Origin of the sequence: Pseudarthrobacter sp. GA104 (genome assembly GCF_009741265.1) — a bacterium.
Taxonomy (GTDB): Bacteria; Actinomycetota; Actinomycetes; order Actinomycetales; family Micrococcaceae; genus Arthrobacter.
The window spans coordinates 2529088-2544754 of record NZ_WOWL01000001.1; the positions used below are offsets into that span (position 1 = coordinate 2529088).

Below are 15667 nucleotides of genomic sequence, written 5' to 3' on the forward strand. Positions count from 1 at the left end.
AGCCATGCCCCATCACGGTAACGAGGAAGAGCACACTTCCGCAGGCCAGGAGAACACGGACCAGCGGGGCGACAGCCATGAGCCGGTCATCCGGGACAACCGCAAGGTTGACCCGGTGACCGGGCAGGCCCGCCACCCCGAGGGCGGCCACGCCGCCGCTGCCAAGGATTCCGACGGCGATGCGCTCGCCCAGGCTGAGGAGATCCTGAACGGTGTGGAGGTGCCGGCTGCGGAGTCCGTGGCCCAGGGCGCTGGTTCGGCAGGGACAACCGCAGAGGCCGCCGAGCTGAGGAACGACCTCCTCCGCCTGCAGGCCGAGTACGTCAACTACCGCAAGCGCGTTGAACGCGACCGCGCGGTGGCAGGGGAAATGGCCGTCATCGGCGTCCTGAACTCCCTGCTGCCGGTCCTGGACGACGTCGATGCGGCCCGCCAGCACGGCGACCTCGTTGACGGTCCGTTCGCCGCGATCGCCGCCAAGCTGGAGAACGCGCTGAAGACGTACGGCCTGGTCCGGATCGACGAGACCGGCGTGGAGTTCGATCCCACGATCCACGAGGCCCTGATCCAGCAGCCCGGCGAGGACATCGAGGTTGACACCGTCAGCCAGGTGCTCCGCTCCGGCTACAAGTCAGGCGAACGCGTCCTCCGCGCAGCGCAGGTCATCGTCGCAGTTCCGGCTTAGTCGGGGGTACTTCGGCGCTACGCCGGATAGGGGGCGGTGCCCTCCACACCGCCGCCCCCTATCCGGCCTCCGCGCCGGCGGTCATCTCGCCTAAGGTGAGGTAACCACAAAGCTCGCAGCGGTACAGGGGCCCCGGGAGTGGCATCGGGCCTGCCGGAGCGTGGCGGCTGGGGTCCGCGAGGACCCAGCCGCCACGCGAAGGGGCGGGGGCCCTGTACCGCGGAGAGCTGTTAGTTAGAAGACTTTGAAAGGAAACGCCATTGGCTAGCCAGGATTGGGTGGACAAGGACTTTTACAAGATCCTTGGTGTCGCCAAGGACGCTTCCGACGCCGATATCAAGAAGGCTTATCGGAAGCTGGCCCGGCAGCACCACCCTGATACCAATGCGGGGAACACGGCTTCCGAGAAGAAATTCAAGGACATCTCCGAGGCTTACTCGGTGCTTTCGGATCCCGAGGAGCGCCAGCAGTACGACGCCATCCGGGCCATGGGCGGCGGCGCACGGTTTGCGCCCGGCGGTGCCGGGGCGGGCAACGGCGGCTTCGAGGACATGTTCGGCGGCCTCTTCACCGGCAACACCGGCCGGCATGCCGGCGGCTTCAATCCTTCCGCCGGCGGCATTCCGCCGGAGTTCGCCGACCTGTTCGGCGGCGGCTTTGGCCAGACAGGGTTCCAGCGGACGCCCCAGAAGGGTGCGGACCGTACTGCCTCCACGAGCATTTCCTTCGCCGGCTCCATACGCGGCACCACCATTGGCCTGCGGGAACCGAGCGGTGAAGTCATCGACGTCCGGGTGCCAGCCGGCATCAAGGACGGCCAGAAGGTCCGCGTCCGGGGCAAGGGCCAGCCCGGCGCTGCCGGTTACGGGGACCTGGTGGTGTCCGTCTCGGTCCAGCCGCACGCCTTCTACACGCGCGACGGCGACAACCTCCGTATCCACGTCCCCGTCACCTTCCCCGAGGCTGCTTTAGGTGCGGACATCGAGGTGCCCACTATCGACGGCGAAAAGGTGCGGGTCCGCGTGCCGGCCGGGACGCCGTCGGGCCGCACTCTGCGGGTCAAGGGCAAGGGCGTGAAGACGTCCAAGGGAACCGGCGACCTGCTGGTGACCATCGACGTCGCCGTTCCCAAGAACCTAAACAAGGAAGCCGAAACCGCGGTCAAGGCGTTTGCCGAGGCCACGGCGGGAGCCGATGTCCGTGAGGGCCTGGCCGCCAAGGCCCGGTTGTAGCAGGGAGGTGTGCAGTGGACGTCAGTGCTGACCAGCCCATTTTCGTGATTTCGGTGGCGGCTGAGCTTGCGGACATGCACCCCCAGACGCTGCGGCAGTACGACCGGCTGGGTATCGTCTCGCCTAGCCGCGCTCCCGGAAAGTCCCGCCGCTACTCACAGCGGGACGTGACCATGCTGCGTGAAGTGCAGCGGCTGTCCCAGGAAGGCGTCTCGCTGGAAGGGATCAAGCGGATCCTGGAACTCGAGAACCAGGTGGCCGCCCTGCAGGGCCGGATTGCGGAGCTGACCGAGGAACTCGGCCGGCGCCGGCAGCCCCTGGACGCACGGATCTTCGCGGCCGGCGCGGCCGGCGACGTGGTGAGCCTGGCACGGGGCCAGCGCCCGCGCCCCCGCTCGCAGGCTGTGGTGCTCTGGCGGCCCCGCTCCCTCGGTACATAGCTGCTTTCGCAAGCCGGACCTAAGTACCGCGCCGCCGGTACCGGCCGGAATTAGAGTACTCGCTACTCGTGACCCCGGAGCCCCCGGAAACTTCAATGGAACCACTGCTGGATCAGCAGCAGTGGTTCCAAGGTTTCTGGGGGTTTTCCATGTGTGGTTCCGCTTTTAGCAGCCCTGCCCGTGAGGCGCACCGATGAGCCCGGGGATGGAGTCGGTGGCAGCGTTCAGCGGCTCGCTTCCGGGCCAACTGCTGCTCGCCTTCGGCCAGACGATTGTGGTGGTGTGCGTCTGCTTCGACATGGTGCGCGCGCTGTCCGTCCCGAGGTCCCACCGGCGCTACCTGGCAAGCACTGTCTTCCGGACCCTGGCGGTGCCGTCCATCATCGTCAACGGGCTGACTGTCCTGATCGCCCTGGTGCTGGCGTCCTGGATCGATGTGGTGATGGGAATGTTCGTGCTGATGGCCATCATTTTCCGCCTGCACCACGACAAGGACGAGGACAACTGGTGGAAGGGCAAGGGCAAGAAGCTTGCCCGCTGGGCGCGCCGCCAGTTCTCCGGGCGGACCGCCGTCGCCCCGGCGATGGGGTAACAGGCGTCTCCTGCCGCGGGTGCTAAAGGCTCAGTTGCTTGGCATGGAAGTCGAAGTGCAGCGTGGGGTAGCGGTATACCTCGGCAAGCGTCATCGATGGAGCGAAGAACGGGTCCCACCTGTCCGGAAACGCCATGGAGCGGGACAGCGACGCCTCGCTCTCGCGCTCCAGGCGGCGGGAGAGCGCAGCCAGGGTCCTGTCCAGTTTCCGGCCCATTCTCCGCCTGTCGTAGACGGTCGAAGCCGCCCGCGAGCCCCAGTAATTGACGACGTCGAAAGGCCGGGTTCCGGCGTTGAGCAGCGCCGCGAACGCCTCGCCGGCCGGCTTGGGCAGGCGGCTGACAACGTGGACCAGGGGAATCAGGGCCCGCACCACCATGTACCCGAAGACCATGTGGAAGAGCAGCTGCTCATTGGTCCATCGGGTTCCGTTGCTGCCGCGGCGCAGGTCTTGTGGTGTTGCGCCGTCCAACAGGACCTTGAGCTCGCGGGCCGCACGGGCATACCCGTCCGTGATGTCCTCCTTCGTTGGATCCATCACTGCCTGCCATGCGAAAGCCCGGTGGGAAAGCCCACCAGTACCGGCTCGGGGGCGGTGCAGCAGCCCGCTTCGGAACCCGCCGGGGTGGCGGCCGGGACCTCGCAGCTGGTGCCGGCGTCCGTGGAGCAGACGCCCGTCTCGGGGAGTACCAGCTGGACGGTGTTGGAGGCTTCCTGGTCGCCGGCCAGGGCGGCGACGACGGAGCGGACCTGCTCGTACCCGGTTGCCAGCAGGAAGGTTGGGGCCCGGCCATAGGACTTCATGCCCACGACGTAGAAGTCCTTGTCCGGGTGGGCGAGGAGCTTGGCTCCGTGCGGCGGCACCGTCCCGCACGAGTGGAATTCGGGGTCGATGAGTGGCCCAAGCTGGCGGGGAGCCTCGACGGCAGGGTCGAGGTCAAGCCGGAGCTCGCGCAGCATCGCCAGGTCCGGGCGGAAACCTGTGCAGGGGACGACGACATCGGCATCAAGGGTTCGGCCGTCGACGGATTGCACCGTTACGCCGGAGTCCAGCGCTTTCAGCGAAGCGATGCCAAAGCGGGTGTGCAGTTCGATGGTGCCGGCCTGGACCAGGCGCCGCAGCCGTGAACCCAGTTGCCCGCGCGCCGGCAGGCCGTCTGCGTCCCCGCCGCCATAAACCTTCTCTGCGGACCCGCCACGGACCGCCCACAGGATCCGGGTTGCCGGCTCCTGCCTGGCGAGGTCGGCGAGGCTGATCAGCGTGTTGGCGGCGGAGTGCCCGGCACCGACCACCAGCACCCGCCGTCCCGCGAAGCGGCTCCGCTCCCGGCCGGAAACGTCCGGGAGCGGCGAAGAGATCCTGTCAGCTGCCGCGTTTTCGCCGACGGCCGGCAGCCCTGAGGTGCCCAGCGGGTTCCGGGTGCCCCAGGTGCCGGACGCATCGATCACTGCTGCCACAGTGTGGTCGCGGGTCTCGCCGTTCCCGTGCTGCACCCGCACGGTGAACGGCGTGGTGTCCCGGTCCCGGGAGTGGGTCTTGTCCAGGCCGGCGCGGGTCACCGCCGTGACCCGCGCGCCGGTCTGGAGGCGGGAGCTGATGGCGGGGGTCGCAGCCAGCGGTGCGAGGTAGTTGTCGATGAGTTCCCCGCCGTAGGGCAGCGCGGTGGGGCGGGGGGCTTCCCAGCCGGCGGACTCCAGGAGGCGCACCGCGGCGGCGTCGAGGTTGAACCGCCACGGCGAGAACAGGCGGATGTGCCGCCAATCACCAATGGCCGCGCCCGCCGTCGTGCCTGCCTCAAAGATCAGCGGCTCAAGCCCGCGCTCCAGCAGGTGCGCCGCGGCTGCCAGGCCCACGGGCCCGGCGCCGATTACGGCAACCGGCAGGTTCGTCGTCGAATCCATGTGTCCTCTTTTGTTCTTGGGTGGGCGGGGCGGGTCAGGCGTGGGTTGGTTCCTCGACCAGGGCGGTGGCGATGCTGTCCGCGTCCTCCAGCGCCGCGAGGTAGCGCTCGGCATCCAGGGCGGCGGCGCAGCCGGTGCCGGCCGCGGTGATGGCCTGGCGGTAGCGGTGGTCCACGGCGTCGCCGCAGGCGAAGACGCCGGTGAGGTTGGTGACCGTGGTGGGGGCGTCCACCTTGATGTAGCCCTCGTCGTCCAGGTCCACCTGCCCGGCCACGAGTTCGGTGCGCGGGAGGTGGCCGATGGCGACGAAGATTCCGGTGGCGGACTGCTGGCGGGTTTCCCCGGTGCGGGTGTCCGTCAGCGTGACGCCGGTGACCTTGGTATCGCCGTGGATGGCGGTGACGGCGGAGTTCCAGGCGAAGCTGATCTTGGGGTTGTCCTTGGCACGCTGCGCCATGATGCGGGAGGCCCGCAGTTCGCCCTTGCGCACGACGACGGTGACGGACTTGCCGAACCGGGTCAGGAACATCGCCTCCTCCATGGCCGAGTCGCCGCCGCCTACCACGATGATGTCCTGCTCGCGGAAGAAGAACCCGTCGCAGGTGGCGCACCAGGAAACGCCGTGGCCGCTGAACTTCTTCTCCTCCGGCAGCCCGAGTTCCTTGTAGGCGGAGCCGGTGGCAAGGATGACGGCGGGAGCCTCGTGCACGTCGCCGCCGCCGGTGACCACCCGCTTGAGGTGGCCCGCCAGCGAGACTTCCGTGACGTCGTCGAACACCACCTGCGCGCCGAACTTCTCCGCCTGTTCCTGCAGCCCGTCCATGAGTTCCGGACCCTGGATGCCGCCCGGGAAACCGGGGAAGTTCTCCACTTCAGTGGTGTTCATCAGGGCGCCGCCGGCGGTGACCGAGCCGGCCAGGACCAGGGGCTTGAGCCCTGCCCGGGCGGCGTAGATGGCGGCGGTGTAGCCGGCAGGGCCGGACCCGATGATGATTAACTGTTCTGTGTTCACGGCGTTCACGGTCTCGCTCACGGGAATCTCCTGGGGGTCGGAATCTTGTGGATCTACTTGGCGGCCGGGATGAGGGATTCGATCAGGCCCTCGATGCGGGTCCTGATCTGGTCGCGGATGGGGCGGACGGATTCAACGCCCTTGCCTGCGGGGTCCTCGAGGACCCAGTCCTCGTAGCGCTTGCCGGGGAAGTACGGGCATTCGTCACCGCAGCCCATGGTGATGACGACGTCGGATTCCTTCACGGCCTCCGTGGTCAGGACCTTGGGAACCTCGGCGGACATGTCGATGCCCACCTCGGCCATGGCTTCCACGGCGGACGGGTTGATCTTGTCCGCGGGCTGGGAGCCGGCGGAGCGCACCTCGATGGCGCCCTTGGAAAGGCTGGTGAGGAAGGCAGCGGCCATCTGGGAACGGCCGGCGTTGTGGACGCAGACGAACAGGACGGACGGTTTCTTGGCGGTTTCGGTGCTCATGGTGTTCTCCGGTGGTAACGGTGGTCAGAGGATAGCGGTGGCGGGGCTGAAGAAGCGCTTGCGGGCCCAGAGGGCCGCATACACCAGTGCAACAAGTGCGGGGACTTCTATCAAGGGGCCGACGACGCCGGCAAGGGCCTGGCCGGACGTCACGCCGAAGGTGCCAATCGCCACAGCGATGGCCAGTTCGAAGTTGTTGCCCGCCGCCGTGAAGGCCAGTGTGGTGGTCTTGGCGTAGCCAAGGCCCAGCGACTTGCCGAGCAGCATGCCCGCGCCGAAGACAACCACGAAGTAGACCAGCAGCGGAAGCGCGATGCGGGCTACATCCAGCGGGCGGGCGGTGATGGAGCCTCCCTGCAGGGCGAAGAGGAGGGTGATGGTGAACAGCAGGCCGTAGAGCGCCCAGGGGCCGAGCCTGGGGAGGAATTTTTCCTCGTACCAGTCGCGGCCCCGGGCTTTTTCGCCGAGGGTGCGGGTGAGGAAGCCGGCCAGCAGCGGGACGCCCAGGAAGATCAGCACTGAAAGGGTGATGGCCCAGAAGGAGAAATCGGCGCTGGTGGTGGGAAGGCCCAGCCAGGACGGCAGGAGCTGCAGGTAAAACCAGCCCAGCGCGCCGAACGCAGCCACCTGGAACAGGGAGTTGATGGCAACCAGGACGGCAGCGGATTCCCGGTCCCCGCAGGCGAGGTCGTTCCAGATCATCACCATGGCAATGCACCGGGCCAGGCCCACGATGATCAGGCCGGTCCGGTACTCGGGAAGGTCTGCGAGGAAGAGCCAGGCCAGGACGAACATGAATGCGGGGGCCAGGACCCAGTTGATCACCAGGGACGACACCATGAGTTTCCGGTCGCCCAGCACACGGCGGGTCTGGTCGTAGCGGACCTTCGCAAGCACCGGGTACATCATGACCAGAAGGCCGACGGCGATGGGCAGCGACACTTCGCCCACTTTGACGGCTTCCAGCGCGGTGTCCAGACCGGGGACCAGGTTGCCAAGGAGGAGGCCCAGCACCATGGCAGCGATGATCCACACGGGGAGGAAGCGGTCCAGGGTGGAGAGCTTGCCGGCGACGGCCTCTTCCCCTTGGATGGGCGGTGTCTCGGTCCGGGTGCTCACGGGTCTCCTGTGCTGCTCGGCGATAGATTGATGGAAATCGATATGTGAAGTATCCCCAGCTATATCGATGAATGTCAATCTATTGCATAATGGAAGCCATGAACCCGTTGCAGACTCGTGAACCCGCCGTCGACGCTTCCTGCTGCGTCCCGTCGGGGAGGCCGGTGCTCGGCGCGGAAGATGCCCAGCAGAAAGCCCTGGTTTTCAAGGCACTGGCCGATCCCAACCGCCTGCGCCTGCTGTCGATCGTCAAGGCGGAGGAGTCGGGGGAGTCCTGCGTCTGCGACCTCACGGAGCCACTGGACCTTGGCCAGCCCACCGTCTCCCACCACTTGAAGATCCTGGTGGAAGCCGGGATCCTGCACCGGGAAAAGCGCGGGACGTGGGCCTACTACTCGCTGGTCCCGGGGGCCTTGGACGGCGTCGCCGAAATGCTCGCGGCGCTCTAGGTCACCGCCGCCCTAATACCGCCGGTGGTCTGCGCGGCGCATCCGCACGGCCACCGCGATGCCGGACGCTGCGGTGCTCGCGGCGATCGCCGCGAGCAGGGTGGGGCAGACCATCAGCAGGGACTGCGCCAGGTTCTGGCGCAGTCCCAAAGCGATCGCTGTCATTACTGCTTTGCCTAGTTGCTGGACACGGATTCCCGTGCCTGCTTCCAGGCGCTCCAGCCGGCGTAGCTGCCGTCCAGTTCGACGACGTCGTACCCGGCGCGGCGCAGCGCGCTGGCTGCGACCGAGTTGCGCACCCCGCTCTGGCAGTAGGTCACGATGGTGCCGTTGGCGGGAAGTTCATCCAGGTGCCACATAGCGCGGCCTCCGCTGAGCTGGCGCGATCCGGGGATGTGTCCCGCGGTGTGCTCGGTCCTGTTGCGGACGTCCAGGACCATGGCGGCGTCGAAGTCCTCGAGTTCCTCGGGCTGGATGAGCTTCGGGACGGCGGCGGGGAGGCCTTCAAGGCTTGTGACGTAGCCGGCGACGTTGTCGATGCCGACGCGCACCAGGTGGTCCCACATGTCCTGGGCGGTGTCCTGGTCCGGTGCCAGCAGCACCAGCGGGTTCTTGTCGGTTTCCGGGTTGACTACCCAGGCGCCGTAGCTGGCCACTGATTTGCCGGCAGGGACGTTCAGGGAACGTGCCACCGTGCCTTCGTGGACTTCGCTGTTGGGACGGGTGTCAATGAAGGTCAGGGTGTCCTCCGCCAGGCCTGCAGCGACGATGCCGGGTGCGAGTTCGGGCAGCGGTGCGCGTTCTCCCATGACGGCCGGGCCTTCACGGTTTTCGCGCTTCATGCGGCCGAAGTAGGCGTGGGCGTCCGGCTGGCCGTCGAGGAGCTCGTCGATGAAGCCCTGCTCGTCGTTGGCGGCGAGGTAGGGGCCCCACCAGGCGTAGAGGCGTTCGTAGCCCACCGTGGAGGAGGGGATGGCGCCCAGCGCCTTGCCGCAGGCGCTGCCGGCACCGTGGGCAGGGTGGACCTGGACATAGTCCGGCAGGGTCAGGAACTTGTCCCGGAGGCTGGTGAAGAGCTGCTTGGCCCCCGCGAAGCGGGTGTCGACGCCGCCCGCGGCCTCGTCGAGCAGATCGGGTCGTCCCAGGTCACCGGAGAAGACGAAATCCCCGGAGAGCAGGTAGCCCGGCTGGTCGCTGAACGCGCCGTCCGTCACCAGGAAGGAGAGGTGCTCCGGAGTGTGGCCGGGGGTGTGCAGCGCCTTGATGCTGATGTTCCCCAGGGTGATCGTGTCGCCGTCGAACAGCCGCTCGCCGTCGAATTCGTACTGCCAGTCCGGGCCGCCCTCACCGGAGACATAAATGGTTGCGCCGGTGGCGGCGGCCAGTTCACGGGTGCCGGAAAGGTAGTCCGCATGGATGTGGGTTTCGGTGACGGCCACGATCTTCATGCCGTTCTTCCTGGCGAGGTCCTGGTACACCGCGATGTCGCGGCGGCCGTCGACAACCACGGCTTCGCCCTTTGCCTGGCAACCGATCAGGTAGCTGGCCTGGGCAAGGTCTTCATCGTAAATACGCTCGATAAGCATCTGTTGCTCTCCTTCGTGAAAGCGGTGGAGGGGAAGGTCTAAGGCGTGCTCTGGTATCAATGCTAATACCCCTGGGGGTATACAGCAAGCCTGCTGCTGCCTGTCAGGAATGGCGTGGGGGCAGTCTGCGAGGCGGGCGGGCAGGTCATCCAGCGGGATATTCAGGCTGCCCGGGATGCGGGCGATGGAATACTCCTCCCGGCTCCGGACGTCCACTACCGCGGCGCGGGGCCAGACGCCGGCCAGGCCGTCGGCCGTGATGGTGCGCCACGGTTGCGCCGCCGTCCCCGTTTCAGGCCAGCTGCCGGGCTGCATCCGCGCGGAGCTTGTCCGTGTCCAGCTTCCTTACTTCCTGGATGACTTCTTCGAGGCCGGTGGCGTTGAGGGCTCCAGGCTGAGAGAAGACGAGTGTCCTGTCCTTGAAAGCCATCAGGGTGGGGATGGAGGTGATGTTCGCTGCGGCGGCGAGGGACCGTTCGGCTTCGGTGTCCACTTTGGCGAAGGTGATGTCCGGGTGCCGGTCAGCTGCGGCGCCGTAAGTGGGGGCGAACATGCGGCAGGGGCCGCACCATGCCGCCCAGAAGTCAACGAAGACAATGTCGTTGTTCTCCAGGGTCTCAGCGAAGCTCTGTTCCGTGACGTCGATGGTAGCCATGGAATTTCGTGTCCTTTCGGGCTTTTTGTTGTGGCGGTTCTTGGCGGGATGCAGGAGTCAGGTGGTGGGCAGGCCGGCGCGGGTCCAGGCGACCATGCCGCCGGCCATGGTGTCGGCGGTGAAGCCGGCGCCGTTGAGGGCGTCGGCGACGCGGGCTGAACGGTTGCCGCTACGGCAGACCACTATGACGGGGACGGCAGGGTCCAGTTCGGACAGGCGTGCCTGCAGCTGGCCCATGGGGATGTGCAGGGCGCCGGGGATCATGCCTTCCTCGACCTCGAAGTCCTCGCGGACATCAAGGATGCGGGCGGTGGATAGACGCTGTTCGGCGTCGGTGACGGTGATTTCAGCCATGGGATTCTCCTTCGAAATAGTGGGCTGTTGTCAGCGGACGGGTTCGCCGGCCGAGCGCCAGGCGCCCATGCCGCCGCGCAGGGAGTAGGCCTCGTAGCCCTGCGAAGCGAGGAGCCGCGCCGCTGAAGCGGAGCGGACCCCGGACTGGCACATGGCTATCACTGCCCGGTTCTTGTTGATGCCGGGGGTGCCGGCCTGCAGCCGGTCCAGCGGGATGTGCTTCGCCTGGGGTGCGCGTCCGGAGCGCCATTCCTGGGCGGAGCGGACGTCGATCAGCGCGGCGCCCGAGGACAGGAGGTCCTTGGCCTCAGCTACTGAGACGGTTTTGTAGGGCTTGCTGAAGGCTTTTTTCAGGGAGCTGATGAGGCCCACGGGTTCTCCTTGGGGGGGGTGGTTTGCTAGGCGGTGACGGTACTTGCGGTGACCCATGCCGCGACTGCGAAGATGAGCACCGCGAAAGAAATGCGGACGTGTTTGTCCTTCAGCCGGCGGGCGAGGCGGGCGGCGATGAGGGAGCCAAGGACCGCCGGCACCGCAAAGCTCAGCAGGCCTGGCCAGTCAATGCTGAATCCTGCAGCGTGGGCACCAAAACCGGCGGCTGAATTGATCACGATGATGGCAAGGGCTGAACCCACGGCTTGCTTCATACGCAGGCCCAGGAGCAGGGTGAGGGCGGGTGTAATCAGGAACCCGCCGCCCACCCCGAGCAGCCCCGTGAGGAATCCGACGAGTACGCCAACCCCCACCGCCTTGGGTGCGCAGGAGCGGAAGGCGCGGCTTGGTCCCGTGCTGCAGGATCCGCCGCCGGATTCCTTGGCCTTCATTAGCATGCGTATCCCCGCTGCCACCATGATGACCGCGAAGGCGAGCATCAGTATGTTCGGATCCAGCAGCCGACCCACCGCTGTCCCGCCCCACGCGGCGGGGACGCCGGCTGCGCCGACAATCAGCACTACGGGCCAGTTGATGCCCTCGCGCAGGCGTGGGATCAGCGCTGCCAAGGATGAAGCGCCAACCACCAGGAGGGAAGTGGGGATGGCCTCGGCGGGGGTCATCCCCACGCCATAGACCAGGGCGGGAACAGCAATGATAGAGCCCCCGCCGCCTACTACACCGAGGACGATCCCGACGAAGAGGCCCAGCGACAGGGCCGTAATCATGCTGCCGGCGTCTGCTCGGTGTTGACGGGGAGGGTCAGAATGGCGCTTTCGCGGGTGGGTTCCTTGGCGGCCTTGTTCCACGGCATCGCCGAGAGGGCCTGGCCCATGGCGCAGGTGTTGGTGGCCGCCGAAAACGTGAGGCCGGTGCCGATGGCGCCGGCGAGCATGCGGATCTTCGGCGAGACGAACCTGCCGCCGGCCAGGCCCAGGACCACCAGGGAGCCTGCGGCGAGGCGGACCTGGCGCTCCAGGTCCCAGCGGTCCTTGCCCTTGACGACGTCCCCGCCGGCGGCGGCGAAGCCGGGCGCCCCGCCGGTCAGGACGTAGGCGCCGTCGATCCCGGACTTGCCCAGCCGCTGCCGTGCCTGCTCGGCCCGCGCTCCGGACTGGCAGACCAGGACCACGCGGGAGCCCAGGCGGGCGGCGAGCTCATCGGTGTGCTCGGACAGCAGCGGCAGGGGCACGTTGTAGGAGCCGCGGATGTGCATGGACTCGAATTCTGCGGCGGAGCGCACGTCGATGACGACGAGGTCCTGGTGCTGTTCGATCCAGGTGCGCAGGGTCTCGGGAGCAAGGGCGGTGACGGCCGGTGCCGTGGAAGGGGAAGTCATTGCTGGCCTCTCGTCGGGGGAAGGTGAATACCCCACCGAGTATTACAGATACCCCCGGGGGTAGTCAAAACACCCCGAGGGGTATATAGTTGGAGGCAAGAACCCCACCTACGGAGACCTCATGGAACTCGACTCGACTGAACTGGCCCCAGTGGTCAACCGCCTCAAGCGCGCCCAGGGCCAGCTCGCCGCCGTGACGCGGATGCTGGAGGAAGGCAGGGACTGCAAGGACATCGTCACGCAGCTCGCCGCCGTATCGAAGGCGCTGGACAGGGCCGGCTTCGCGATCATCGCCAGCGGCCTGGAGCAGTGCATTGTCCGCGAGGACGCCACCATGGACAGGAAAGAGCTGGAGAAGCTCTTCCTTTCCCTCGCCTAACCAGGCGGTATTAGAGACTCCGCGCCGGGTGCAGGTCCCCCAAACTGCCCCCGGCGCGGTCCCTTTAGCGCGGGCGTGCTGCTTCTGCAGCTCCTGGTCCGGTGGAGAGCGACGCATCAGGATCGAAGTCCAGCAGGACCTTGCCGGACTCGGCCGAGTCCTTGGCCGTTTCAAAAGCTTCGAGACCGCGTTCCAGCGGGAAGACGTGCGTGGTCACCGGGGCCACGAACAGGGACCCGTCGCCCAGCGCGGCGATGACCTCATCGATCTCGTCGTTGAACCTGAATGATCCCAGCAATTCCAGCTCCCGGGTGATAGCCAGTGAGATCAGTACAGGCTGGGGTCCGGACGGGAGCAAGCCGACCATCACCACTTTGCCGCCACGCACCGCTCCTTTGATGGCCGTCGCCAATCCATAGTGGGAGCCGGAGGACTCGATAACAATGTCTGCCTGGACCGCTGCCAGGGCCTGGGCCTCGCTGGCTTCCAGCACCTCGTCCGCTCCAACTGCCAGTGCAATGTCGAGCGGTTTTCGGTGCAGGTCCGTGGCCACGATGCGGGCCGCACCCGCACGCTTGAGGACGGCGACGGTCAGCGTACCGATAGGGCCGCAGCCCACCACCAGGAACGTCTTGCCCCTGACATCACCGGCGCGGCTCACGGCATGCCACGCCACGCTGGCCGGTTCGATCAGCGCCGCTGCCTTCAGGTCCAGGCCAGGCGGCAGGACCCGCAGCATCCGCGACGGCAGGTTGACGTACCTGCTGAAGGCGCCGTCCGTATGCGGGAACCGTGCGGCACTTCCAAGATAGGTGCAGCCGGGGGACAGGTTGGGCCGGTCTTCGGGATACCTGGCATAGTCCGGACCCTCTCCCGGCCCGGGCGTGGCCGGATGCACGGCGACCGGTGCGCCCTCAGCCGGTCCCGACCCGTCCGCTGCCGCGCGGATGACAGTCCCCACGATCTCGTGGCCAAGCACCATGGGGGCCTTCAGGACCGATTCCCCTGCGGCACCGTGCAGCCAGTAGTGCAGGTCGGAGCCGCAGATTCCGCCGTAGGCAATCTCCACCACGGCCTGGTCGGGCAGGGGTACCGGGAGCGGAATGCTTTCAATGCGCAGGTCGCCTGCAGCATGGGCGACGACGGCGGGACCCGCCGCCGGCAGTTCGGCAACGGTGCGCATCAGACCACCACCGTCATTCCGCCGTCGATGAAGATTGTTTGTCCATTCACGAAATCTGAACCGCTGGAGGCCAGCCAGACTGCCGGTCCGGCGAGGTCCTGGACGGTGCCCCAGCGGTGCGCGGGGGTCCTCCCAAGGATCCAGGTGTTGAACTGCTCATCGTCCACCAGGTTCCGGGTCATTTCGGTGTGGATGTAACCAGGGGCGATGGCGTTGATCTGCAGGCCGGAAGCCGCCCATTCCGCCGTCATGGCGCGGGTGAGGTTTCGCAGGCCGCCCTTGGCAGCGATGTAGGGCGCGATGGTGGGCCGTGCAAGGTCGGCCTGGACGGAGCAGATGTTGATGATCTTGCCACGGCCGCGGGGGATCATGAAGCGGGCGGCCGCCCGGCCCACGAGGAAAGCGCTGGTGAGGTCAGTGGTGATGACCCTTTCCCAGTCTTCGACGTCCAGGTCAACCATGGCGACGCGGTGTTGGATTCCGGCATTGTTGACCAGGATCTCCAGTGGACCTACGTTCTCCTCCACCCAGGCCACGGCACTGGCCACCTCCGCGTCCTTGGTAACGTCGAAGGCGCAGCTGTGGATACGGCCTGGCGGGAAATCGGCGGACATGGAGGTTTCTGCAGCCTTGAGGCGGTCCGCATCCATCCCGTTCAACACCACCGTTGCACCGGCATCGGCCAGGGCACGGGCAAGGGCGTTGCCTATTCCCCGGCTGGAGCCGGTAACTAGCGCCGCACGCCCGGTCAGGTCGAAAAGTGAAGTCATCGTGCAGTCTCCTTGGCCGCTTCGGTCCCGCTGTGGGAAGCGTCTGTGGTGCTGAGGTTCGCAATGGCCTTACGCACCACGGCCAGGTCCAGGTCCCCCAGGCCTTGCGCGAGCAACTGCGCGTAGAGTTCGGTCCCGGCGGACGCCATCGGCGCAGCGGCACCGACGCTTCGTGCACTCTCCACGACAAAAGACAGGTCCTTGTGCATGAACTTAGCCGGTCCTGTGGGCGTGTAGTCCTTTGCTGCCAGGCGGGGACCTACGAGTTCCAGCACCCGGCTTGCAGCGAGCCCGCCGGAGAGCACCTCGAAGAGGGCCGTGACCTCCAGACCGGAGCGTTCCGCAAGCTCGGCTGCTTCGGCGAGGGCCGCCGTCGTGGTGCCGACAACCAGCTGGTTGCATGCTTTGGCCAAGGAGCCCGCCCCGAGCCCGCCGAGCCGCCGGACTGTTGCGCCCATGGCCTGCAGTGCCGGCCGGACCCGCGCGAAGTCCCCTTCCGAGCCGCCTGCCATGATGGCGAGGTCTCCTTGCTTTGCGCCGTGTGTACCGCCGCTGACGGGCGCATCCAGCACTGTGGCGTTCCCGCCGCTTGCCTCGATAACCGCCCGGCCGAAGTCTCTGACGCCCACGGGTGAAACGCTGCTCATGACCACAACGACCGTTCCCGGTTCAGGCGGCGAGGTCCGCCATGCGTCGAGGAGCCCTGCTGCGGCATCTTCAATGAAGGAAAGATCGGGGAGCATAAAAATGATGACCGGCTCGTCCCTCAGGTCCGCCACCGTGGCGGCGCCGCTCCCGCCCAGCCGCAGCAGGTCTTCAACAGCGGCGGGGGAGCGGTTCCATCCCGTGACGGACCATCCCGCCCGCAGCAGGTTGGCGGCCATGGGTGCGCCCATCAGCCCCAGCCCGACAAACCCGGCCCGCGGACGGGTTTGTTCGGCGCCGGAGGGTGGAGCGGCGGAGGTGGTGGCGTTGTTCATGTTCAACCTTTTGGGGACCGGAGGGGCTTGGGGTGCTGACGAACCCGGGGGGCGGCCCCCGCAAGGGGCCGCCCCCCAAGGA

The 15667-nt window shown here is 67.1% G+C and carries 21 protein-coding genes; 6 read left to right on the forward strand and 15 right to left on the reverse strand.

Annotated elements, in window-relative coordinates:
• Positions 1-4 precede the first annotated feature (4 nt).
• From GK109_RS11485 to GK109_RS11500, 4 genes are all read left to right on the forward strand, one after another.
• Positions 5-685: a nucleotide exchange factor GrpE gene (locus GK109_RS11485; RefSeq protein WP_157240522.1), complete on the forward strand. Its 681-nt coding sequence runs from the start codon at positions 5-7 to the stop codon at positions 683-685.
• Positions 686-945: 260 nt separating this feature from the next.
• Positions 946-1917 carry a DnaJ C-terminal domain-containing protein gene (locus GK109_RS11490; RefSeq protein WP_157240524.1) on the forward strand — a complete coding sequence of 324 codons (972 nt, stop codon included), beginning with the start codon at positions 946-948 and terminating at the stop codon, positions 1915-1917.
• Positions 1918-1931: 14 nt separating this feature from the next.
• Positions 1932-2357 (forward strand): heat shock protein transcriptional repressor HspR, encoded by a 426-nt coding sequence (locus GK109_RS11495; RefSeq protein ID WP_104999308.1) that lies wholly within the window; start codon positions 1932-1934, stop codon positions 2355-2357.
• A 205-nt stretch (positions 2358-2562) separates the two neighbouring features.
• A complete protein-coding gene (locus GK109_RS11500) occupies positions 2563-2949 on the forward strand; it encodes a hypothetical protein (protein WP_157242877.1) in 387 nt (128 codons plus the stop codon).
• Positions 2950-2971: 22 nt separating this feature from the next.
• Here GK109_RS11500 and GK109_RS11505 read toward each other — a convergent pair whose 3' ends face one another.
• From GK109_RS11505 to arsB, 5 genes are read right to left on the reverse strand one after another with little or no spacing between them, the layout of a single operon-like run.
• On the reverse strand, positions 2972-3487 hold the full coding sequence (locus tag GK109_RS11505; protein ID WP_157240526.1) for a DinB family protein: 516 nt from the start codon (positions 3485-3487) through the stop codon (positions 2972-2974).
• Positions 3487-4851 carry an FAD-dependent oxidoreductase gene (locus GK109_RS11510; protein WP_157240528.1) on the reverse strand — a complete coding sequence of 455 codons (1365 nt, stop codon included), beginning with the start codon at positions 4849-4851 and terminating at the stop codon, positions 3487-3489. The genes GK109_RS11505 and GK109_RS11510 overlap by 1 nt, the downstream gene beginning before the upstream one ends.
• 34 nt (positions 4852-4885) lie before the next feature.
• Positions 4886-5863 (reverse strand): thioredoxin-disulfide reductase, encoded by a 978-nt coding sequence (trxB, locus tag GK109_RS11515; protein WP_370460779.1) that lies wholly within the window; start codon positions 5861-5863, stop codon positions 4886-4888.
• A gap of 53 nt (positions 5864-5916) precedes the next feature.
• Complete coding sequence (locus GK109_RS11520) at positions 5917-6339, reverse strand: arsenate reductase ArsC (RefSeq protein WP_157240529.1); 423 nt, start codon at positions 6337-6339, stop codon at positions 5917-5919.
• Between the two features lie 24 nt (positions 6340-6363).
• Complete coding sequence (gene arsB / locus GK109_RS11525) at positions 6364-7458, reverse strand: ACR3 family arsenite efflux transporter (protein WP_370460553.1); 1095 nt, start codon at positions 7456-7458, stop codon at positions 6364-6366.
• Positions 7459-7556: 98 nt separating this feature from the next.
• Between arsB and GK109_RS11530 the strand changes: the two genes are divergently transcribed.
• A complete protein-coding gene (locus tag GK109_RS11530) occupies positions 7557-7907 on the forward strand; it encodes a helix-turn-helix transcriptional regulator (protein WP_157240533.1) in 351 nt (116 codons plus the stop codon).
• Between the two features lie 12 nt (positions 7908-7919).
• On the opposite strand, the gene GK109_RS11535 is transcribed toward GK109_RS11530, so the two are convergent.
• Genes GK109_RS11535 through GK109_RS11565 form a run of 7 tightly spaced genes read right to left on the reverse strand, consistent with a single transcriptional unit; the run spans position 7920 to position 12273 of the window.
• On the reverse strand, positions 7920-8072 hold the full coding sequence (locus tag GK109_RS11535) for a hypothetical protein (RefSeq protein WP_157240535.1): 153 nt from the start codon (positions 8070-8072) through the stop codon (positions 7920-7922).
• 11 nt (positions 8073-8083) lie between these two features.
• Complete coding sequence (locus GK109_RS11540) at positions 8084-9808, reverse strand: rhodanese-like domain-containing protein (RefSeq protein WP_370460554.1); 1725 nt, start codon at positions 9806-9808, stop codon at positions 8084-8086.
• A complete protein-coding gene (gene trxA, locus GK109_RS11545; protein WP_157240537.1) occupies positions 9786-10148 on the reverse strand; it encodes a thioredoxin in 363 nt (120 codons plus the stop codon). Before trxA ends, GK109_RS11540 begins: the two co-directional genes overlap by 23 nt.
• Positions 10149-10205: 57 nt before the next feature.
• The gene (locus tag GK109_RS11550) at positions 10206-10502 is read right to left on the reverse strand and encodes a rhodanese-like domain-containing protein (RefSeq protein WP_157240539.1); all 297 of its coding nucleotides are present in this window, start codon (positions 10500-10502) and stop codon (positions 10206-10208) included.
• Positions 10503-10532: 30 nt separating this feature from the next.
• Positions 10533-10874 carry a rhodanese-like domain-containing protein gene (locus tag GK109_RS11555; protein ID WP_321214650.1) on the reverse strand — a complete coding sequence of 114 codons (342 nt, stop codon included), beginning with the start codon at positions 10872-10874 and terminating at the stop codon, positions 10533-10535.
• A gap of 26 nt (positions 10875-10900) precedes the next feature.
• Positions 10901-11662 (reverse strand): sulfite exporter TauE/SafE family protein, encoded by a 762-nt coding sequence (locus tag GK109_RS11560; RefSeq protein WP_157240542.1) that lies wholly within the window; start codon positions 11660-11662, stop codon positions 10901-10903.
• Positions 11659-12273 (reverse strand): rhodanese-like domain-containing protein, encoded by a 615-nt coding sequence (locus GK109_RS11565; RefSeq protein ID WP_157240544.1) that lies wholly within the window; start codon positions 12271-12273, stop codon positions 11659-11661. Before GK109_RS11565 ends, GK109_RS11560 begins: the two co-directional genes overlap by 4 nt.
• A gap of 121 nt (positions 12274-12394) precedes the next feature.
• Here GK109_RS11565 and GK109_RS11570 point away from each other — a divergent pair, with 121 nt between their 5' ends.
• Positions 12395-12652 carry a metal-sensitive transcriptional regulator gene (locus GK109_RS11570; RefSeq protein ID WP_104999301.1) on the forward strand — a complete coding sequence of 86 codons (258 nt, stop codon included), beginning with the start codon at positions 12395-12397 and terminating at the stop codon, positions 12650-12652.
• A gap of 64 nt (positions 12653-12716) precedes the next feature.
• On the opposite strand, the gene GK109_RS11575 is transcribed toward GK109_RS11570, so the two are convergent.
• The 3 genes from GK109_RS11575 to GK109_RS11585 are packed head-to-tail and all read right to left on the reverse strand — an operon-like array spanning position 12717 to position 15585.
• On the reverse strand, positions 12717-13835 hold the full coding sequence (locus tag GK109_RS11575; RefSeq protein WP_157240545.1) for an L-idonate 5-dehydrogenase: 1119 nt from the start codon (positions 13833-13835) through the stop codon (positions 12717-12719).
• Positions 13835-14605 (reverse strand): SDR family oxidoreductase, encoded by a 771-nt coding sequence (locus tag GK109_RS11580; RefSeq protein WP_157240547.1) that lies wholly within the window; start codon positions 14603-14605, stop codon positions 13835-13837. The genes GK109_RS11575 and GK109_RS11580 overlap by 1 nt, the downstream gene beginning before the upstream one ends.
• A complete protein-coding gene (locus tag GK109_RS11585; protein ID WP_157240548.1) occupies positions 14602-15585 on the reverse strand; it encodes an NAD(P)-dependent oxidoreductase in 984 nt (327 codons plus the stop codon). The genes GK109_RS11580 and GK109_RS11585 overlap by 4 nt, the downstream gene beginning before the upstream one ends.
• Positions 15586-15667: the final 82 nt, after the last annotated feature.